Source organism: Flavobacterium johnsoniae (genome assembly GCF_001879205.1).
GTDB lineage: Bacteria > Bacteroidota > Bacteroidia > Flavobacteriales > Flavobacteriaceae > Flavobacterium > Flavobacterium johnsoniae_A.
On record NZ_MLFK01000010.1, the window covers coordinates 378,594 to 399,190 of the forward strand.

Consider the following 20,597-nt stretch of genomic DNA (forward strand, 5'->3'; position numbering starts at 1 on the left):
GCTGTTAAAATTAACATAGTTTTTTACGCTTTAAATTAACGATAAATTTACGTGCTCAATTTCACAAAAACACGCTCTCACAATAAACTATTAATCAGACATTTATTATCAATTTTAAAAATCAGCCCCTCTATCAAGGCTTTACAGCAGGCTTTATTTTTTTTTAGTCTGCCAACAGAAAAAAACAGCAAAACATAAGATTTTGGCTTAAAATTATCTTTTACCGAATTGAGAATGTGTGGAAAAATTACTCTATTAACTGTTTATTTACATACACATTCTTAAAAACAACACCCTTTATTACACTTTTGTCAATATCCGTTTTTTTGGTATTTATATTTAAATTTTCAAAAGTAAAATTAGACAAACGCACATTAGGATCGTTTTCTACTCCGTAAAAAGTATCGCAGTTTAAGTCGATATTTTTCAGCGTAACATGATCTCCATAGGAAAGCGGAATATCCGGACGGCCTTTTAAATCGAAAAATTGTTTCCAGGCAAAAATCGCCAGTCCTGTTTTGGCTTCTCCTTTAATATCTTCTACTCGTATATATTCGTATCGCTGCGGCGTATCCGGCCTCATTTTAAGCCACAACATGCGCGAAGCACCGTCTATTTTGCAGTTTCTCATAATCACATTTTTATTATGAATTGATTCACTGCCATTTGTTAAAGCCGAATGACAAAATCCGAAATTGGTATCTTCGATGATAATATTAGAATTAGGTCCGTTGTTTTTATCCTGATCGGCATACGGGCCTTTTCCTCCTTTTAAAGCAATGGCATCATCGTTAACCGACATATAACAGCCTTTGATCAGGAAATTATTGCAGATATCAATATCAACTGCATCTGTACTTGGAGCTTTGATGGCAATATGCGGCGAAAAAATATACAAATCCAGCAGTTTTACATTGTTGCATTTGTAGAAATGATTGGTCCAGAAACCTGAATTAATGAGTTTTACATCCTGAAACTGTACGTTGTTTGAATTCCACACAAAAACCAATCTTGGTCTTGAAACTTCCAGATTGGTACATTTCGGATTTTCTTTACGACGCTGCCAAAAAGCTTCCCAGTATTTTTTTCCATTTCCGTTAATTGTTCCTTTTCCTGAAATCGAAAAATTATCAACGCCGTACGCATTTACCAGGGCCGGAAAATAATCCAGATTCTGTCCTTCCATTCTGGATGGCATTATCGGATAATCGGCAATATTGCCTGAACCTTTTAAAACGCCGCCTTCCGAAACGTATAAAGCGGTTTTAGACTTAAAAAATAAAGCGCCGCTCAGGAAAACACCTTTCGGAATCACGATTACTCCTCCTCCATTTGCAGCTGCTTTGTCTATTATTTTCTGAATTGCAATGGTCTGAATTTTAGTGCTGTCTTTGCTTACACCAAAATCTGTAATGGTGTACTTTTTTCCTAAATCTTTCAGCTGGATTTTAGAATAATCTTTAAACCAGTTCGTAATCGGACTGCCATCAGGAAATGTATCATTTGCATACTGCTGCGAGAATGACACTTGGGCAAAAGCGATGCAGATTAAAATTTTAAAAATAGTTTTCATTGTGGTTATTTGGTTAGTTAGTTTTTTAGCAGGTAAACACAAAGTATATTTCCCATCTTTGCAGATTCAGCCTGCGGAGATTCCTCATCTCTGGGGATGGCATACTTCATGGTTATTTCATATTGAACTTCTTTACTTGGCCTCTACCTTAATTTTAGCAGAAAGCTGTTTTGCTAAAGTTGTTACGTAAGTTGTAAAATAAGCAGAATCTTTAAAGTTTTTATCGGCACTTAATTCCCAGCCGGCAATTGGATAATAACTTACTTCCTCATTATTTTTTACCGAAACTTTTATTAAATAGGAATCTGTCAGCTGGCCTGTTTTTGGTGCTTCTATATAGCCTTTGTAGACATTTTTTGGAATAATTACCGCTGTACCCAAAATCCATTGGCGCTCGTAGGTCAATTTATCATGCTGAATAAAACAAACGAAATCACCTGAATCAATAACCTGCAGCGGATTTTGATTGTTCAGGTTTGAAAGTGTGATCAATAAAGTATCGTTTCCTTTTAAACCATTTACCGAAACGGTGTTTTTATAACCGTACATGCCCGGCCATATTGACGCTGTTTCCTGTGCCTGATATTTATTTCCAGCCGCTTCCCAATTTTGATAGTTGTAGTGCAAAACCGAATTTACCGGTCCTTCGCTTACGATTTTAAAAGTCGTTTTTTCGATATTATTTATCGTGTCGTTTCCAAGAATCCCAAGTCGGTTTACTTTATTATTTTCTGTTAATAAAGCAAAACCGCCCAACCCGGCAGAATTTCCAACAGGAAAAATATCCCTTCCCCAATCGTGCATTACGTGGTAATTGTCTTCGACTGCGCCTTTGTCATTTATCCCTACATCTTCCGGCGTAATTCCGAGTGTTTTTTTACCAAAAACATCTTTGCAGTTTCTTCCGTCTAAATAATGTCTGAAACCTACTTTATCATTTTCCCAGGTTGGACCATCAGTTTGGTATTTTTGGTAACCCAATTTTTTATGAACCTGATTCGCCAGTAAAACTTCCTGCGTATCAGGATGAACAGGCAGGTTTTTGCCTTCTCTTTTTCCAAATCTCGCACTGGTTTTTACAGGGAATTTAGGATCAGTGTTGGACCAGTTTAGTGCTGCTTTCTTTTCTTCTTTTGGAGAAAAATCTGTTACCAGAAACAATTCGTCCCATTTTCCATCGCCATCCAAATCATTTACCTGCGCCGGAATTGTATCGTTTTTATAAATTAAGATCGGGTACTTTCCTAAATCTTTATTTAAAGAAAGCTGCGTTCTTTTTATTGCAACGGCTTTCTGAGACAGTTCTAAATTGGAGGTGTTTTTTAAAACAATTGTATTTCCTGCTGTTTTTTTCTGCGCATTACAATTGGCAAAAACCAAAATAGAAAATGCAATTGGGGCGTAAAGTTTGATTGTACTCTTCATTATTTATTACTTTTTTATTGAAAAACAATTTAATCATTTAATCCAAATGAAAAACCTCTTTGAGCGAATTTGTTTTGGGCGAATTATCCGGATTTGTTTCCATAATATCCGCCATAAAATTCCACCATTTTCTCATAAGCGGATGGCTCGAAAGCTCTGAACGGTCAAATTCAAGACTTAATTTTTGAACGCCAAAAAGCACCCCGGTTTGTTCATCCAGAAAAATTGAATAATCCTGAATCCCGCTTTCTGAAAGCAACGCTGTAAGCTCTGGCCAGATTTGTTCATGCCTTATTTTATATTCGGTTTCAAAACCTGGTTTTAATTTCATTGTAAAAGCATTTCTAAATGTATTTTTCATCTTTTCACTTTTAAATTATCTTAAAAATAAAGGCTGAAGAAGTTTCGTATTTTCCACCCTGCGAAGCGGTGAACAAATATGTCGCTTTTCCATTTTGAAATAATAGCTGCGGGCGTTCGGCACGTCCGTAACGGTTTAAATGTTTTGGAGCTTCGGGCTGTTTAATGTATTTATTTAAAGGCTGATAGGAAACCTGCGGATCATTCCAGTGAATTCCATCATCAGAATCCATATAAAGACCATAATCCATTCCAAAAACTCCCATGTCTCGGGCAAGCATTTTGAATTTTTTATTTTCATACCAGACAAAAGCATCTTCACATTGCTTGTTATCTCCGAGTTTTGAAAAATCAATCAGCGGATTGTCAGGATGTTTGATGTAAGGTCCTTTAAGTGACTTGGAAATTGCCAATCCGTATTTTCTGTTTCCTTTAATGGGAAATTTTGGGTGTACGTAATTTTCTGTATCTAATGATTTATAATACAGCCAGTATTCTCCGTTTGGATGTTTTAAAAAGGACGGATTTGTGGTTAATAAATCATCCCAGGAACCCGGCTCTCCAGGCAGTAATAAAGGCTGATCCGGTCTTTCCCACGGCCCGTAAAGTGAATCTGAAACCGCTAAACCAATGCGCTTTGTATCCATTTTTCCGTTAGAATTCCCCATGAAAAAAAGCGCATATTTACCGTCTACAAAATGAATACTTGGATTATGGCAGGTTGTCGCATCCCAGAAACCTTCGCCTCTTGGAGCTAAAATGGTACTAACATATTCGTACGGCCCCTCTGGTTTATCGGCAACGGCATGGGCAATTTCTGAACCGTTGATCCAGCCGCTCATGCTTTTTGATTTTTTCCATCTCGAAAAAAACACATGAATTTTTCCATCAGGTCCTTCAATTGGACTGTTGCACCAAACATAATAATCTTCAAACTCTAAAGCGCGCCCAACTGGTCGAAGTTTTTTTTCGAAATCAGATAATTTGGGATCGTCTAAAAAGTTTATGGCTTTCGCCGAAAACGGAAGACACAAAGCCATAACAGCAAGAGAATTCCCTATAATAAATTGTCTTCGATTCATTTTTTTATTATTCTGATTTTTTTTTGCCGCAGATTTCAATGATTAATCTTTTTAATCTTTGCACTCTGTGGCTAAAACACTCCATTATTTTTTATCTGCTTTAATTTCCCAGTTATCGGTCCTGAAAGGCGACGCTGGTAAATTTTCATTGTTAAATAAATTAGGTTCCGGAACGGCTTTCCATGCAAAACGTACGGCAGTGGGTTCTTTTACTTTTGAAGAAGAAACTACAACTGTTTTTCCGTCAATTTTGGCATCTGCGGGATAAAAAATCTGATCTTCGCCTGCAATTTCAAATTCTTTTAAAACATCACCGGTTTTCTTTAAACCTGAATCAGCGTAATCAAAAAACAATTGTGCTTTTTGTTTCTTTATTTTCATCTCTTTAAAAATAGGCCCGGAATAAACGAGTTTATTTTCGCCATAAGTTTTGGCACGGGCTATTAAAGCCAATCTATAACCAACAGTCTGCTTATCGATTGGGTGGATGTTCTGCGCATCTCCAACATCTGTGGTAACGACCATACCGCTGTTTGGAATTGTTTGCAGCGACATTAACTGTGCTTCCCTAATTTCGGCATTCTGTCCTTTATGCGGTGTAATCTGAACGTAATAGAAAGGAAATTCGCCCTGCTTCCATTCGTCTCTCCAGCTTTTAACCATTGCAGGAAATAAACTTCTGTACAAAAATGCTTTTCCTGAATTACTTTCGCCCTGATACCAGATTGCACCTTTTATGGTATAATTTACCAGCGGATGAAGCATGGCATTATACAAAACATACGAGGTTTTGTTGGGCTCTTTTTTAGGCTTTTTTAACTGGCCTTTTGGTGCGTTTGCGGCGCTTGCAATTCGTTCGTTAGTTAAAGCCAGGTAATAGGCTTCGAGTTTTTCCTGATATATTTTTTCATTTTTGGCATCTTCCTGAAGAATAGGCAGAAAAGCCGTTTCTTCTTCTAAAATATTCTGAGCTGTCCAAGCTTCGGCTTTTGTGCCTCCCCAAGATGTGGATATTAAACCGATTGGGACATTTAATTTTTGATATAAATCCCGTCCGAAGAAATAGGCAACGGCGGAGAATGTTTTGATGGTTTCCGGCGTGCAGATTTTCCAGTTTCCTGAAACATCTTCGAGCGGTTTTGGAGATGCATTGAGCGCCACCGTAAACAATCTGATATTAGGGAACGAAGCATTTTTTACTTCTTCTTCATAATTTTTAACTCCGGTTTTCCAGGTTCCGTCTTCTTTTCCAACAGGAAAAAACATATTTGACTGTCCGGAACAAAGCCATACTTCGCCAATTAAAATATTTTTGAGAACAATTTTATTGGAAGCGCTGATTGTAATGTCGTAGTTTTTATCGCTTCCGCCGGGTGTACTGACTGCAGTTTTCCAGTTTCCTTCTGCATCGGCCGTAACTTCAACAGCAGCATCTGACCATCCTAAACTAATATTGACTTTTTCGTTTGGAGAAGCCCATCCCCATAAATTGACTTTGGCATTCTGCTGTAAAACCATGTTATCTCCAACCAGGGCTGGTAGTTTTACCTGTGCTGAAACAGAAAATTTTACACTTAAAACTAAAAAAAGCAACAGTAATTTTTTTGAGTAAATCATTGGATTTGATTTTTAAGTACACTTTAAATTTAAAATAGTTAAACAAGTCCGGCATCCTGTGCTTTCCTGTTTATGCTAAAATACAAAAATGAAAAAAAAGCTGTCTGAAAAGACAGCTTCTTTCAAAACAAAAAATAAAATTTGGGGGCAAAAAATTATTAATCGTAACCAAGGTTTTGATCGTAAAGTCCTGGAACTGCAAGAATTTCTGATAAAGGAATCGGATATAACAATGCATTGTTATCAATAGTTCTGATTCTGTTTTCAGTATCTTCGGCTGCTTTCCAGGCATTCATAATCGTTACTGCTTTTCCTGATCTGATTAAATCAAACCATCTTGTTCCTTCTGCAAAAAATTCTTTTCTTCTTTCTTCAAATAATTGATCCAGTGTAATATTGGCAGCGTTTGCCGCAACTCCGGCTCTTGTTCTTACTTTATTCACGATATCATCGACTTCTGCCTGAGAACCTCCTCCGCCATGAAGCGTACATTCTGCCATAAGCATTAATACATCTGTATAGCGTGTAATCATAAAATCTACTCCCCAGTCTTCGCGGCCGTTTCCGTATCTCGCCGGATCTATATATTTTTTGAAAACCGGAAGCGTATAACTTCCTTTGTAAGTTCCTGTTGCCACAGTATAACTTGTCGCGATTCCGTAAATCTTTCTTTTATCTGCGGCTGCAAACAAATTCATGAAGCCTGTTGAAATTGGTCTTGCTTCTAAAGCTCCCTGTGCTGATAAGTTTACAGAGGCAAAATAAGGCTCATAGCCAAGTTCTACCATAAAGTTTCCGCCTATTGGAGTTGAAATATTTTGTGTGTACGGAATAGTCAGAACGTTTTCTTTGTTAGCATTTCCTTCTGTTTTAAAAATCGGTTCGTAATCTGTGCCAAAAGCATATAATCCGCTTAATTTAATATCGTTTAATTCTTTATAGGCTTTATCCCATTCGTTTAATCCCAGCATGGCGCCGTCTATTCCGTAAGTAGGGCTTGAACGCGTCATGTATACCAATCCTAATAATGCTTTGGCTCCGTATTTGGTTACACGTCCAAAATTTGCATTATCATAAGATGGTGCAAGATCCGGAATAGCCAGTTCTAAATCAGAAATAATCAATTTGTAAACATCGGCTACAGCAGTTCTAGGTACTTTTGCCGCTTCCTGTGCTGTCATTGTTCTGTCGATTAGAGGCACTCTTCCAAACCATCTAATTAAATCAAAATAGCAGAATGCTCTTAGAAAACGAGCCTCGGCTGCCATTGCTGTTTTATCTGCCGGATTTGTAAAAATTGCATCTCCTTTTTCAGCTATTTTTTCTAATAACTGATTCGCTTTATAAATTGCATTATAATTGGTCATATAGGCTTCTTTCACATAAGTGTTAGAGCTTATAGAGGTATAAAAACTGTTAATGCCTTCCCAGTCTCTTGATGCAGTAGTAGTTGCCATCAAATTATCAGATCTGGTTTCGCTTAAATTCATTAATCTGTTGGCATAACCGTATACACTTGCTCCGTGAAAAGCTACAGAATACGTTGCATTTCTTGCCTGCGCAAAATCGCCGGGAGTTGCATAAAAGTTCTCAATTGTTCCCTGAGACAAAGGCAGCTGTGTCAGCTCGTCTGTACAGGATGACTGTGCAAATAATAATAAAGCACCTGCCGCTATGAAGATATATTTTTTCATTTTCTTTTAATTAAAATTAATGTTAAGCCCTATCACTAAAGATTTTGCCAAAGGCGCTCCGCCATAATCAACCGGAACAGAAAAATCGCTGTTTGAACTTCCTGAAGTATTTACGGCTTCCGGATTGAAACCTACTTTGTATTTATTCCAGTAGAACCAGTTTTCGCCCGTTACATATAATCTTGCATTGTCAATTCTGGTAATTCCTTTAAGTGCCTGTTTTAAATTATACCCGATAGAAATACTTCTGATACTTACATAATCAGATGAGTACAGCCAGTCAGAGTTTGCCTGATATCCAAATGAAGTTCTCCAGTTTCCTCTTACTGCAGGATCAACGTTTAATGAATTTTCTACAGACCCCATTCCGGTACGGTCAATAGCACGGCCGGTTAATCCGTAAACGGTGCCTCCATTTTGTCCCTGAACCAGCACATTCAAATCAAAATCTTTGTATTTGAAGGTATTAGTGATTCCCCAAGTGTATTTTGGAGTTGGATTTCCTAAGTCTACACGGTCATCTGAATTGATTTTTTTATCTCCATTCTGATCAATATATCTTGGATCTCCCAAAACCAGTTTATTTCCGCCGATTGTAGTCCCGCCTGCATCAATATCTGCTTGTGTTATAACACCGTTTTGTTTTAATCCAAAGATTGTATACATCGGTTTTCCAACTTCCAGTTTTACAAACGGAACACCGCCGTCGTAAGCATTACTGATTTCTATTTTAGACTGATCCGGACCTAATGCCATTACTTTATTTTCGTTATGGCTTATGTTTGCAGAAGTTCTCCATTCAAAAGTTGGAGTTTTAACGTTTAGAGAGTTCAGTTCAAATTCCCATCCCTGATTCTGCACTTCTCCAATATTGGTTAAATAAGTTGGAAAACCAGAGTCTCCGGGTACCGGAACTCTCAATAGTAATTCACTGTTATTTTTTCTGTACAATTCGAATGTTCCAGTCAGCCTGTTTTTTATTATACCGAAATCCAGTCCAAAATCAATACTTTTCGATTCTTCCCAGTGCAGTGAAGGATTTGGTATCGAAGCAGCGCCCTGACCAATCGCCACAGCACCTCCAATTGAGTAATTGAATGTTCCAAGTGTTGCATACTGGGCATAACTTCCAATATTATTACTTCCGTTTATACCGGTGCTGGCTCTTAATTTTAATTCTGTTAACCAATCTGCATTCTGCAGAAAAGCTTCCTGTTTTAATCGCCATCCTAATGAAAGAGATGAAAAAGTTCCCCATCTTCTCTCAGAACCAAATTTTGAAGAACCGTCACGTCTTATACTTGCTGCCAGAATATATTTTTCCTTGAAGTTGTATTGAATACGGGAAAAATAAGAAAGTAATGTGTTTTTTTCAGCATTAGTAGAACCAATAGATCCCGCAGGCAGCGTTTCGATAGTTGAACTATTATAGAGCGCCCCTGATGACATGGTAGATCTGGTAATTTCATACGAGTTAAACGACTCTCCTACAAGCAGGTTTACACCGTGGCTTCCAAAAGTTTTATCAAAAGTCAGCGTATTTTCATTTACAATATTTTGTCTTCTGTAAGTATTGTAAGCACCCCTGATACTTGCAATTACATCATTTGGCGTATAACTTTCATTAACATTATCTGAATTATCAAAGTTGATGGTGCTTTTTAAAGTAAAGCTTTTAGCAAATTGATAACTGGCATATCCCGAGATTAAATTTCTGTACATTGAATTTCTTCCGGTTCTTGCCAGAGCATTCAGCATATTAGTTGTACTTGAACCCCATGCATAACGAGTGGTGTATTTTTCTCCCGCTGCATTTGAAGCACTTTCAAAAACAGGAGTTGCTGTCAGGGCTTTAAACAAAGTATTGTCTTTTCCTTCTACTCCCGGATCATTTTTAATCGAGTAAGACGGAGCTAAATTGATTCCCATTTTAAAGTTTTCCGACAATTTAACATCAACATTTGCTCTTGCAGAAAACAAAGTGTAATCAGTCCCGATGATGTATCCCGTATTTTTTTGATAGTTGGCCGAAACATAGTAATTCACCGCATCTGTAGCTCCGGAAGCTGTTAACTGATAATTACTGAACTCACCGGTGCGAAAAACTTTATCCTGCCAGTCAATGTAATCCAGTCCAGGATGTCCCGGCATATCCCATCTGTCATCATGCAGATAAGTATAATATCTTGAATTGGCTGTTGTAAGAGGTGCCGATGGGTTAACCGCATTATAAGCTGCTATTCTCTCAGCTGTCGTCTGTGTTGCAGACGCTCCCGCAATTCCGGAACCAACCCATTGCGAATCGATCATGGTTTTGGCACGATCAATCCATCCCTGAGCAGAAAGCATATCAACTCTGTTTGCTTCTTTATTAACACCGCCGTATGTATTAAAAGTAAATTTCGGCTTTCCTTTTTTACCTTTTTTTGTTGTAATGATTACTACCCCATTCGATGCTCTGGAACCATAAATCGCTGCTGCAGAAGCATCTTTCAATACTTCAATCGAAGCTACATCATTAGGGTTCATATTGTCCAGCGGGCTTCCGTTTGCAAATGCACCGTTACTGTTTGATCCTTCGGTATAAATTGGAAATCCGTCAATAACATACAAAGGTTCATTTCCGGCGGTAATAGAACCGGCTCCCCTGATTTCTATACTGAAAGGCTGTCCCGGCAGACCTGTAGTTTGTTTTACACGAACTCCGGCAACCTGTCCTATAAGTCCCTGATCGATCCTTGAAATAGGACGTTCTGTAAAACTTTCTGTTTTTATTCCTGAAATTGCTCCTGATGTGAGCTTTTTCTTCTGTGTTCCGTAACCTATTACCACCACTTCATTCAGGTTAGCACTTTCGGCATCCAGCGAAATATTATAACTCGCTGCTGCACCAATTTTTATTTCCTGCTTTACAAATCCCACAAACGAGAAAATTAATGTTTCTCCGGGTGCAGCTGAAATACTGTATTTTCCATCAAAATCAGTACTGGCAGATCTGTTGGTTCCCTTGACAATTACGTTCACTCCCGGTATTGATAATTTCGCCGGATCAGTAACGGTTCCTGTAACCGTTTTTTCTTGCGCATAGCCTGATGTGTACGCAAGTACCACAAAGGCCATTAGCAGCAAAAGATTAAGCTTGTTTTTCATAAAAGTTCAATTTGGTTAGTTAATTAGTTCAAACCAAATTTATTTAGAAGCACTTTCCGCAGTATCCTGTAGTATCCTGTTAGCTTTCAAGATATTATAATTTTATTTAAGTTTACTTTAACAGAAAACACGCACAACTGCTTGATTTACAACTCTTAATTCATTGCGAAATTCAAAAATATATTTTTAAAAATTTTAGTAATTTATTTTTTTACATTTCATATTTATTTTGCTAAAAAAATATCAAATACTAATATATGCAAGAGATATACTGACAATTTAATTTTTTAAAATATTTTATAAAAACAGGACGCTACAGGATAGCATTTTAATGCACTGCTCCTACTTTTACCTTATTGCGAGACAATTTCTCAAATTAAAAAATAAGAAATAAGCTCTGTTTTATAAAGTTAAATCCATGAATAAATAATGAAACAAACTCTTAAATACTGCTTTATTATCGTATTATTTTTTTGTGCTTTTAATGCCGTTTCACAGCAGAGAGCAGTTTCTGTGTGGCCGGAATCTGTTAACACTCATCAGCCCTGGACACGCTGGTGGTGGATGGGAAGCGCGGTAGATAAACCCAATTTAAAGAGAAGTCTTATTGATTTTCATAAAGCCGGAATCGGCGGTGTTGAAATTACTCCAATCTACGGCGTAAAAGGAGAAGAAAATAATTTCATAGATTATTTATCGCCTAAGTGGATGGAAATGCTGGATTATACAATCCGCGTTTCAGACAGTCTGAATATGCAGGTTGACATGGTTTTAGGAACCGGATGGCCGTATGGAGGATCGCATGTAACCCTGCCGCATGCTGCAACTAAGCTTATTGTAGAAAAATACCAGCTTAAAAAAAATGAAACGTTCAATCGAAATATTAAACTGGAAAATACCAAAGAAAAAATCCCGGCGGCACTCTTGTATGTTGCAGCTTATGGAAGTGACGGATCATTTGTTAACCTGACCGATGAGCTTCAGAATAAAAAAATAAATGTAATTGATAAAGGAATTGAAGGTGCTCACATACAACTTCCAGGTAAACTTGAGCCGAACAAACTCAACTGGAAAGCAAAAAAAACAGATTATACCATCTATGCCGTATTCAGTGGTAAAACGGGACAGCAGGTAAAAAGAGCCGCACCGGGAGGAAGCGGTTATACTTTAGATCATTATTCGGCGGAAGCCTTAAACGCTTATGTTGTTCCTTTTAATGAGGCCCTCAAAGGAAGAGAAGGAAAAATCCGGGCTGTTTTTAATGACAGTTTTGAGGTTTACGGAACCGATTTTACACCAGGTTTCTTTGAAGAATTTAAAACTTTACGCGGTTATGATTTAAAAAAAGAACTTCCTGTCCTGCTCAATGAAACCGATAACGAAACCGGAAACCGAATAAGAAGCGACTACCGCCAGACCCTATCCGATTTATTAGGAAATAAGTTTGATAAATCATGGACTGCCTGGGCGCATTCTAAAAATTTTAAAACCAAACTGCAGGCGCACGGTTCACCCGGCAACCTCATTGATCTCTATGCTTCTGCTGATATTCCGGAATGCGAAACTTTTGGGTCAATGCCATTTGATATTCCGGGTTTTAGACGTGATAAAGAAGATATCCGAGAAGGAGATGCGGATCCGGTTATGCTGAAGTTTTCTTCATCGGCAGCCCATATTTCAGGAAAAAAACTAGTATCGTCAGAAACTTTTACATGGCTCAGAGAGCATTTCAAAACCGCCTTATCCCAGTGTAAACCTGAGGCGGAAGATTTGATGCTGAATGGTGTGAATCATATTTTCCTGCACGGATCCACCTATTCTCCGGACCGCGCTGTCTGGCCGGGCTGGCAGTTTTATGCATCGGTAAATTTCAATTCTAATAATACCATCTGGGAAGATGCTCCGGCTTTATTCTCTTATATTTCAAACTGTCAGTCTCTGCTGCAGCAGGGAAAACCTGATAATGAAATCCTGCTTTACTGGCCTGTATTTGATGTCTGGGATAAATACCAGAAAGGCACCTTATTTTATCAGTTTAAAATTCATTCTTTATCAGAATGGCTTTACGGCACTTCTTTCTACGACACCACAAAAAGTCTTATGCAAAAAGGATATAGTGTTGATTTTATATCGGATAGTTTTATTGCCGAAGCTAAAGTTGTGAACGGAAATATTTCATTGCCAGGAGGAAATTACAAAACATTGATTATTCCCTCCTGCAAAAAAATGCCCCTTGCCACGCTGCAGAAACTTATGGAACTTAAAAAAGCAGGCGCTTCTGTTATTTTTGAGGGACTGCCGGAATCGGTTCCGGGATTTTATGATTATAAAAAACAGGAAAAAAAGCTTCAAAATCTTCTCACTGAAAACAAAATACAAACCGTCTCTGATCTTTTTAAAAGTTTAGATGAAGCCGGAATACAGCCGGAAAGCCTCGTTGATACAGGTTTAAAATTCATCAGAAGAGATATAGACGGCGAAAAAACATATTATATAGTCAATCATACGGCAAAAATAATAGACCAGTTTATTCCGCTGCAGATACCGGACAAAGAGGTTATTATTCTTGATCCGTTAACTCGGGAATACGGTAATGCCGCTGTCAATAAAAAAGACAAAATCACTTATGTAAAGATTAAAATTGAACCTGGACAGTCCTATTTTTTAAAAACCGAAAATACAGCTTCGCAAAAAAAATGGAAGTATTTTGAATCAATTTCAGAACCTGTTTCAATAAAAGGCAGCTGGAAACTGGCTTTTGAAAAAGGAGGGCCGAAAATCCCCGCTGATCTTTCGATTTCGAATCTGGAGTCCTGGACAAAATTTGGTAAAGATGCAGAAGCTTTTTCCGGATCAGCATCTTATACAATTGAATTTGACAATCCAAATACTAAGATCCAAAACTGGAGTCTCAGCCTCGGAGATGTACGGGAAAGTGCCAAAGTCTGGCTCAATGATGAATTTATAGGCACTGCATGGTCTGTTCCTTATAAACTTACTATTGAAAAATTAAAACCAGGAAAAAACAGTTTAAGAATTCAGGTCACTAATCTTCCGGCAAACAGAATACGAGATATGGAAATAAAAGGCCGGGAATGGAAAATTTTCTACGAAATAAACATGGTCGATAAGGATTACAAAAAGTTTGATGCCGCAAAGTGGAATCCAATGCCCTCGGGACTTCTGGGTCCTGTTACCCTTACTCCTTTAAAAACAACTAATCTAACTGCCAAATAACCCAAAATGAAAAAATTATTCTCACTTTTTACTGTTTTTATTTTATCATTAAACAGTATAGCCGCGCAAGAAGCATTTGACAAAAAACAGGTCTTAAAACAAATGATGCTGGCCAATGATTATTTTATGCAGAAATGGCCCGATACCGGAAAAACGATCATAACCAACAAAGAACGCCCCAGTAATATCTGGACCCGAGGGGTTTATTATGAGGGACTCATGGCTCTGCATGAAATTTTTCCTAAAGAAGCTTATTATGATTATGCCTATGCCTGGGCCGAATTTCATAAATGGGGATTCAATGGCGGCAATGTTACCCGAAATGCTGATAATTACTGCGCCGCACAAACTTATATTGATTTGTATAATCTGGAACCTGATGCTAAAAAACTTAAAAATACAAGAGCCAATATCAACATGCTTTTAAACACACCGCAGTTAAACGACTGGTCGTGGATTGATGCTATACAAATGGGAATGCCTGTTTTTGCTAAAATGGGAGTATTGGAAAAAGACAGCCGCTATTTCGAAAAAATGCACCAGATGTATATGTTCTCCAGAAACAAACACGGCGATAAGGGTCTTTATAATCCAAAGGAAGGTTTATGGTGGCGCGATGCCGATTTTGATCCTCCATACAAAGAACCTAACGGCAGAAACTGCTATTGGAGCCGCGGCAACGGATGGGTTATTGCAGCGCTGGCAAAGGTACTGACTGTTATTCCGGAGAATGCGCCGCACAGAGAGCAGTATGTAAAAGATTTGAAAGCAATGGCCGCTGCACTTGTTCCAATTCAAAGAGCTGACGGATTCTGGAATGTAAGCCTGCATGATCCGGCAAATTTTGGAGAAAAAGAAACATCAGGGACAGCTTTATTTGTATACGGAATAGCGTACGGAATAAACAATGGCATCCTGAAAAAAGAAACGTATCTGCCTGTAATTCAAAAAGCATGGAATGCCATTACTGCTGAGAGTCTTCATGCAAACGGATTTTTGGGATATCTGCAGTCTACGGGAAAAGAGCCAAAGGACGGACAGCCTTTATCTTATGATAAAATTCCAGATTTTGAAGATTACGGCCTTGGCTGTTTTCTGCTGGCCGGATCAGAAATTTATAAAATGAAATAAAAAGCAGGCCTCCGCTCTTTACAGTGCAGAGGCCTAAATTCCAGTGTAATGTCTTTTTTCACACCCTCACCACATCGGCTACATTGTGCTCTACAAAAGAAATCAGCTCCCTGATATTTCTTCCCCCTTTGCAGCTCTTAGAAATAGAAATAATATATCCGTTTTGATCCTTAACATAGAGAAATAAAAAATCCTTTGTAAGCACTGCCTTTTCTATTCTGCTCCAGCTGTGGGTAAAATTCCCCAATGGAGAATGTATACGGATCACGGACCCGGTGAAGCTTAATTGGTATTTACAGGCAAAACTCTTAAATTTCAGCAGTTCTGCCCAGAGCCTGAAAAGCATTTTACTCACCGCATTAACAAAAGAATACTGCACCATTAAAAAAAGTATTATAAGCACTAAACTTCTTATTATCCATTCAATTAAATCATGGCCGCCATTTAAATCAGAGATGATAATGGAAAACAGGACTGCCGAGGCAGAGAGTAAAATGCGGTCTTTATAAATATTTTTAAAATACATCTTGTTCAACTTTTGTATTTCGCAAAAATTCAAGTTAAACTGCACCGAAAAATCAGGACTATTCATATTCTGGGGTATTATAGAATTCTCCCCTGCAGGAAGAACTGCAAATTTAGATCTCAGAAATCACCCCGCATGCCTTTGTGAGACATAATAATATCAGAATAAGGCATTTTTAATTTCTATAATCCTATTTACTATGCAGGCATCTGAAAAAATGCAGAAATGCGGGTTTCTGTACATGTAAAACGCCGCATAAAAACAGCAGCTCCTGCCTTCTGCTTTTATGCCTTTCAGCTTCACTTTCAAATTCTCCTGGATAAAAACCCACTGCTGCAGAGCCGGCCTTTGTTTAATCCAGGAAGTAAATACAGCTCGGCCTGTTTTTCTTAAAAGAAGGCACATAGCGCAGATAGCCGTATTCACTGAGCTGCTTTATGTGTTTGTGATAGGTGGCCGGGGAAGAGATCTTTGAAATTTCCATAATCTGGCAGGCATAGGCGCGCACCGGATTGGCTGATCCCTGTTTTTCTCTGCAGTGCAGAAGGGCGGCAAATATTCCCAGATGGGTGCTGCTGATGCGGTAATCCTTCTCTGCGGCTGAAAAAAAAGCACAGAGCAGATTCTGCTGCTTATTATTCTCAGAGCTTCGGGGATCTTCTCTGTCTTCTGTTTTTAGTTTCACCGGCCGGCTGCTGCTCTGCTGATTTAAGCCCTGCATCGGCGCTTTTTTTTTTAATATCACCCACTGTCTCATAAACTGTCTCTATCTGCTTTACATCTTTTAAGAGCCTGCTGTCCATTTTTTTCATATCCGCGTCATAGATTCCGATCGTTTTAAACTGCGGGCAGGCTTCAATGAAATGCCTGCTGTGCTCTCCCTGCCTGAGCAGAACCACTTCCTGCAGACTGCCTTTCTGCAGCGAGCGCATCAGGTTCTCCCTGAAAGATGCATCTTCAATTCCCGCAATGGGATATTTCTCAAGGACCAACTCCAGATCATATCCGTAGTTTTGATGGTATTTATTGATTTTAAAGCCTGTATTCTCATCGGGATTTTTGAAATCCATCTGCACCCAGGCATTGTAGGACTGCCCCTCGCGGCTGGTAAAATCTTTATTTACGGCCCTTCCCAGCATGAGGTTCTGGGCTTCTTTCATCGTAAAGGTGCCTGTCCTGTCAATATAGAAGGTATGCTCTAAAACATTGGAGATATCCTCTTTCTGCATCTCGACTTTATAGGAATTAAAAAAATACATATCCCCTTCTTTTGCCCTTGTGAAATTAAGGGTGGTTCTGGCCACGCGGTCCTCGGGATAAGTTTCATGATAAAGGGTGAAATCCGGCTGGTTCTGTTTTAATTTTTCTCTGAGTTCGATCTCTAATGCCTCTCCAAATCCGGTATACCTGAGCTGGCTGCGCAGGTACTCAAAATTGTTCTCATTCATAATAGTAGATTTTTAAGATTATTAATTACATTTTTCCCGCTGGGAAATCACGGCGGTTTTTATCTTTGAAATGCTGTTTTAAAGACTTTTTTTTCTGCCCCGGGCCTTTAAAACCGGCGCTGTCTGCTGATGAGGGCTCTTTCTCTGCAGTCCCGCTTCTCTCTCTCTGCCGGCTGCCTGCACCCTGCCCCGAGGGATTTTCTTTAGATTTTCATTATAAAAAACAAGCGTTTTATACTGGGGCGCTGCTTCGATAAACACCCTGCGCTGCTTCTCATGACCGACTAAAATCACATCTTGTCTGCCGCCCTGCTTCAGACATTCAATCAAAGAGCCGCCCTGTAAGTGCTCCGGGATCTTTAAAGGCAGTGCAGAGACTTCTTTTTCAATGTCCCAGCCGTAATTTTCCCGGAATTCTTTTACGGGGTAATTTCCATCGGCATCTCTTCGTTCAAGGTCAAACTGTTTCCAGCTTCCCTGATCAAATACTGCCCGGCCTGATAATAAATTACAGGCCTTCACAGCGCTGAAAAGGCCTTTTTCAGCAGCATCAAAATAGTGCTCTCTCATTGCGAACGGCTGCCCGGAATCGTAAAGCCTTGCCGTAAAACCTTCAAAACGGTAATAGCCGCGTGCATCCTTTTTGAAATAAAGAGAATGGTCTGCTCTTTGTGTCTCGTTAAGGTAATAAGAAACCGGCACAGTGAATTTGATCTGCCCCAGCGCCATGTAGCGCCGGGTTTTTTCAAATGCCTCCCTAAAGCCCGCTTCAGAGAGTTTCTCTTCTAAATAACTGCGGTTTTTTAATTCCTCTCTCCTGTGCATGGCTGCCTGCGCTTTCTCCAGTATAAGCACTCGCAGGATCTTATAAAGAAAATACGCCAGCGGATTTGGATAAAGCTTCCTGAGTATGCCGCGCCGTTCATTTTTGATAATCTGCAGTGCGGCGCGCTCCTGGGGATGGTGTGTGTGTTTGTACTTTGCCAGCATATTTTCAGACCACCGCAGTTTCTCTCCCAGCAGAGACCGCTCCGCTGACGGGCTTCCCGGGAATAGTTTTCGGAGTCTCTCTTCTGCGGCATCCCGCTGGGCAGCCTCAATTTCCAGCCTGTTGGCATGCTCTAAATCCATATCTTTAATTTTTTACGCCAGGGTAAAATCCGGCCCGTACTCCCGGATGCCGCGGCCGGGCCTGTGGATTTACAGGCTGCTGAGGACATCCGCATTTAGCAGATCACTGTTCTTTACATCTATTTCTATCTGCCTGCCGCCGTTCTTTTCAATAAGCTGGATGGTGAGGCATTTCTTCTCCGGAATGGTGAATTTTGATAAGGCATACACGGCTGTTACTTCTGATTTATCTGGAATTACCGCTGTGTCGCAGGTTGAATACAAGGGTGTTAATTCTATCTCCTGCGATGCGGTGCGCTTTGCTTTTCTCTGGTCGCGTATAAAGAAACGCAGCTGGTCAATATCATAATTTATTTTTGAAGCGTTGTCCACGGCAAGTCTCAAATACCATATATCCTGATGTATGAAAAGCCCGCCGGCGGTGAGTTTTATTTCAAATCTGCGGGACCGGGGCCCTTTTGCTTTTGTCTTTTTCGATAAGGCAAGCCGGGCATACTGCTGTATTTTCTTCTGGTTTTCATTATCCAGTGAAAACAAAATCTCAGTATGGACCGCGGCGCTGTTATCTGCCTGAAGGTTTAAATCAGGACAGGCCTCCTCATAGTTCAGAACAAAAACATACAGCCGGCCCTCTGCGGTGACCACCGTGAGATTGGTCTGCGCAAAATGATGTTTTGCAGCCTTTAAAAGCAGTACGTTTTCCACTGCTCTGGCTTTCTGCACCAGAACCTCTTCGCTGCCTTTATCAAGGCTTTTAATGGCATATGGAAAAACAATGCTTGTGGTTTTAGAATAGGCAATGTGCAGGTTTTTGAACTCGCCGGGGGCCAAAACAACAGACTTTTTACTGATCTGGGCCGGGCATAATCCCGCTGTAATCAAAAAGCAGCACACAAGGATCCATTTATTATTTTTCATCTTTAGAGCTTTTTAATTAGTGAAATTGTTTTGTTTCTCATCATAGAGCAGCACCCTGTAGCCGGCCTTAACCACGGCTTTTATGAGTTTCACTTTCCGGCTCATAAGGCCCTTGGCCGCCTCGATTCCCATGCCGGCTGCCTGCGCTGTCCAGGAATCTGAGAGCCCCGCAGGTGCAAGAGCCTGAATGGAGCGGTCAGCTGATGCTTTAGCCGAATCCCGGCCCAGGGCCCCGGGAATGTATATCCCTTGTATACCGTCGATATCATACACTGAGAGATCGACCGGAAAAATAGAACCGCGGTAATGGATGTTCTCTATCTTTATCTGGAGTCTTTCCCCTTTTAAAGCGGCCGTGCCGTATATAAAAGTATTCTTTGGAATAAGGACTCCCTGCAGCATTATATCGACAATCAGCCTGAGCTTCACCACTGATCCCCCGGCAATGGTCTGGGTTTCGTGCATTACCGCCTCAAAAGCATTTACGCTGTGACCCCCAGCCAGAGGCTCCTGTGCCGGATAAAATGAATTCACTGCTGAATCATCCGCCGGCTGGATACCGCGCTGAAGAGAAGTAATATTGTCGTCTTCTTTTTTAGGGCTGACTGTAAAACTTTTTCCTTTTCTGCTCTCAGAAGACTTCTTTAACCTTTCCTCCACCCTTGAGGGATGCTGGATATCGAGAATATTCTCAAGCATGCCGCCAAGCTGCAGGAGCTCCGGATCAGGCTGCTGCGGCTCCCCCGCCCCGGAGATCAGCTGCTCTAAATTCTGAATCTGCCCCGAAAGCTCTTTTGATGAGCCGTAATTTTCAAATTCCCGCATTTCCTGTCCGTACTTATCAGGCTCAGAAGGCCGGCTGACTGCTTTTTGAAGCGCCCGGAGCTTTTGGTACACCTGCTGCTGCTTCTGGTCCTGAAGAGAAACCATATTGAGTCCCTGTCCCTTTTTATAAAAACGCTGCATTTCAAAATCAGTCTCTTCCATGCCGGGCAGCGGCCGGGACGCTGCGCTTGGGAAAGCATAATTGGGGTCTTTTTTAATCTGTTCTTCAATCCTTAAGGAATCTGCGGCCGCCTGAGTGTAATAACTCATCTTGTCAAGGGCGGAATCCTGCTTAAATGCAGGCACTGGCAGCTTAAAATTGAATCCTCCCCCGCTGTGATGCTCTGCCTCTGAGCCGTTCATTTTTCCTCCTCCCAGCACATAAAACAGCATGGTTATAAAAGGAAGCGTTATTACAGGCAGCACCAGAAGCATTTTTCTTTTCTGAACTTCTTTAGGTGATAGTGTTTTTTGTTCCAT

15 protein-coding genes are annotated in these 20,597 nt (G+C 39.9%); 2 read left to right on the forward strand and 13 right to left on the reverse strand.

Translation table 11 applies throughout. From position 1 onward, the window contains the following. Positions 1-247: 247 nt before the first annotated feature. The 7 genes from BKM63_RS20530 to BKM63_RS20565 form a co-directional block, all read right to left on the reverse strand. Positions 248-1,573 carry a rhamnogalacturonidase gene (locus BKM63_RS20530; protein ID WP_071638440.1) on the reverse strand — a complete coding sequence of 442 codons (1,326 nt, stop codon included), beginning with the start codon at positions 1,571-1,573 and terminating at the stop codon, positions 248-250. 132 nt (positions 1,574-1,705) lie between these two features. After that, positions 1,706-2,998: a DUF4861 domain-containing protein gene (locus tag BKM63_RS20540; protein ID WP_071638442.1), complete on the reverse strand. Its 1,293-nt coding sequence runs from the start codon at positions 2,996-2,998 to the stop codon at positions 1,706-1,708. Between the two features lie 37 nt (positions 2,999-3,035). Then, positions 3,036-3,359: an L-rhamnose mutarotase gene (gene rhaM / locus BKM63_RS20545; protein WP_071638443.1), complete on the reverse strand. Its 324-nt coding sequence runs from the start codon at positions 3,357-3,359 to the stop codon at positions 3,036-3,038. A 10-nt stretch (positions 3,360-3,369) separates the two neighbouring features. Beyond that, a complete protein-coding gene (locus BKM63_RS20550; RefSeq protein ID WP_071638502.1) occupies positions 3,370-4,440 on the reverse strand; it encodes a glycoside hydrolase family protein in 1,071 nt (356 codons plus the stop codon). 84 nt (positions 4,441-4,524) lie between these two features. Next, positions 4,525-6,057, reverse strand: a complete 1,533-nt coding sequence (locus BKM63_RS20555) for a sialate O-acetylesterase (protein WP_071638444.1) — start codon at positions 6,055-6,057, stop codon at positions 4,525-4,527. Positions 6,058-6,215: 158 nt separating this feature from the next. Continuing rightward, entirely contained in the window at positions 6,216-7,751 is a 1,536-nt protein-coding gene (locus tag BKM63_RS20560) for a RagB/SusD family nutrient uptake outer membrane protein (protein ID WP_071638445.1), read from the reverse strand. 6 nt (positions 7,752-7,757) lie between these two features. Beyond that, positions 7,758-10,901, reverse strand: coding sequence for a SusC/RagA family TonB-linked outer membrane protein (locus tag BKM63_RS20565; protein ID WP_071638446.1), 3,144 nt, complete (start codon positions 10,899-10,901; stop codon positions 7,758-7,760). Positions 10,902-11,330: 429 nt separating this feature from the next. On the opposite strand from BKM63_RS20565, the gene BKM63_RS20570 reads away from it, so the two are divergent. Continuing rightward, positions 11,331-14,138 carry a glycosyl hydrolase gene (locus BKM63_RS20570; RefSeq protein ID WP_071638447.1) on the forward strand — a complete coding sequence of 936 codons (2,808 nt, stop codon included), beginning with the start codon at positions 11,331-11,333 and terminating at the stop codon, positions 14,136-14,138. 6 nt (positions 14,139-14,144) lie between these two features. Continuing rightward, positions 14,145-15,269 (forward strand): glycoside hydrolase family 88/105 protein, encoded by a 1,125-nt coding sequence (locus BKM63_RS20575; protein WP_071638448.1) that lies wholly within the window; start codon positions 14,145-14,147, stop codon positions 15,267-15,269. Positions 15,270-15,327: 58 nt separating this feature from the next. Here BKM63_RS20575 and BKM63_RS20580 read toward each other — a convergent pair whose 3' ends face one another. From BKM63_RS20580 to traM, 6 genes are all read right to left on the reverse strand, one after another. Then, complete coding sequence (locus tag BKM63_RS20580) at positions 15,328-15,795, reverse strand: YcxB family protein (protein WP_071638449.1); 468 nt, start codon at positions 15,793-15,795, stop codon at positions 15,328-15,330. Between the two features lie 352 nt (positions 15,796-16,147). Further along, positions 16,148-16,516: a hypothetical protein gene (locus BKM63_RS20585; RefSeq protein ID WP_347512152.1), complete on the reverse strand. Its 369-nt coding sequence runs from the start codon at positions 16,514-16,516 to the stop codon at positions 16,148-16,150. Beyond that, positions 16,437-17,243: a hypothetical protein gene (locus BKM63_RS20590; protein ID WP_071638450.1), complete on the reverse strand. Its 807-nt coding sequence runs from the start codon at positions 17,241-17,243 to the stop codon at positions 16,437-16,439. The genes BKM63_RS20585 and BKM63_RS20590 overlap by 80 nt, the downstream gene beginning before the upstream one ends. A gap of 78 nt (positions 17,244-17,321) precedes the next feature. Further along, complete coding sequence (locus tag BKM63_RS20595) at positions 17,322-18,374, reverse strand: hypothetical protein (protein ID WP_071638451.1); 1,053 nt, start codon at positions 18,372-18,374, stop codon at positions 17,322-17,324. A 69-nt stretch (positions 18,375-18,443) separates the two neighbouring features. Then, positions 18,444-19,292, reverse strand: a complete 849-nt coding sequence (gene traN, locus BKM63_RS20600) for a conjugative transposon protein TraN (protein WP_071638452.1) — start codon at positions 19,290-19,292, stop codon at positions 18,444-18,446. Between the two features lie 12 nt (positions 19,293-19,304). Then, positions 19,305-20,597 carry a conjugative transposon protein TraM gene (gene traM / locus BKM63_RS20605; protein ID WP_071638453.1) on the reverse strand — a complete coding sequence of 431 codons (1,293 nt, stop codon included), beginning with the start codon at positions 20,595-20,597 and terminating at the stop codon, positions 19,305-19,307.

Bases quoted from the DNA above. Each gene is read 5' to 3' on its own strand.
- BKM63_RS20575 (WP_071638448.1), top strand. From the start codon at position 14,145: ATGAAAAAATTATTCTCACTTTTTACTGTTTTTATTTTATCATTAAAC.
- traN (WP_071638452.1), bottom strand. From the start codon at position 19,292: ATGAAAAATAATAAATGGATCCTTGTGTGCTGCTTTTTGATTACAGCG.
- BKM63_RS20540 (WP_071638442.1), bottom strand. From the start codon at position 2,998: ATGAAGAGTACAATCAAACTTTACGCCCCAATTGCATTTTCTATTTTG.
- BKM63_RS20555 (WP_071638444.1), bottom strand. From the start codon at position 6,057: ATGATTTACTCAAAAAAATTACTGTTGCTTTTTTTAGTTTTAAGTGTA.
- BKM63_RS20530 (WP_071638440.1), bottom strand. From the start codon at position 1,573: ATGAAAACTATTTTTAAAATTTTAATCTGCATCGCTTTTGCCCAAGTG.
- traM (WP_071638453.1), bottom strand. From the start codon at position 20,597: ATGGAACAAAAAACACTATCACCTAAAGAAGTTCAGAAAAGAAAAATG.
- BKM63_RS20585 (WP_347512152.1), bottom strand. From the start codon at position 16,516: ATGCAGGGCTTAAATCAGCAGAGCAGCAGCCGGCCGGTGAAACTAAAA.
- BKM63_RS20570 (WP_071638447.1), top strand. From the start codon at position 11,331: ATGAAACAAACTCTTAAATACTGCTTTATTATCGTATTATTTTTTTGT.
- BKM63_RS20560 (WP_071638445.1), bottom strand. From the start codon at position 7,751: ATGAAAAAATATATCTTCATAGCGGCAGGTGCTTTATTATTATTTGCA.
- BKM63_RS20590 (WP_071638450.1), bottom strand. From the start codon at position 17,243: ATGAATGAGAACAATTTTGAGTACCTGCGCAGCCAGCTCAGGTATACC.
- BKM63_RS20565 (WP_071638446.1), bottom strand. From the start codon at position 10,901: ATGAAAAACAAGCTTAATCTTTTGCTGCTAATGGCCTTTGTGGTACTT.
- BKM63_RS20580 (WP_071638449.1), bottom strand. From the start codon at position 15,795: ATGTATTTTAAAAATATTTATAAAGACCGCATTTTACTCTCTGCCTCG.
- BKM63_RS20595 (WP_071638451.1), bottom strand. From the start codon at position 18,374: ATGGATTTAGAGCATGCCAACAGGCTGGAAATTGAGGCTGCCCAGCGG.
- rhaM (WP_071638443.1), bottom strand. From the start codon at position 3,359: ATGAAAAATACATTTAGAAATGCTTTTACAATGAAATTAAAACCAGGT.
- BKM63_RS20550 (WP_071638502.1), bottom strand. From the start codon at position 4,440: ATGAATCGAAGACAATTTATTATAGGGAATTCTCTTGCTGTTATGGCT.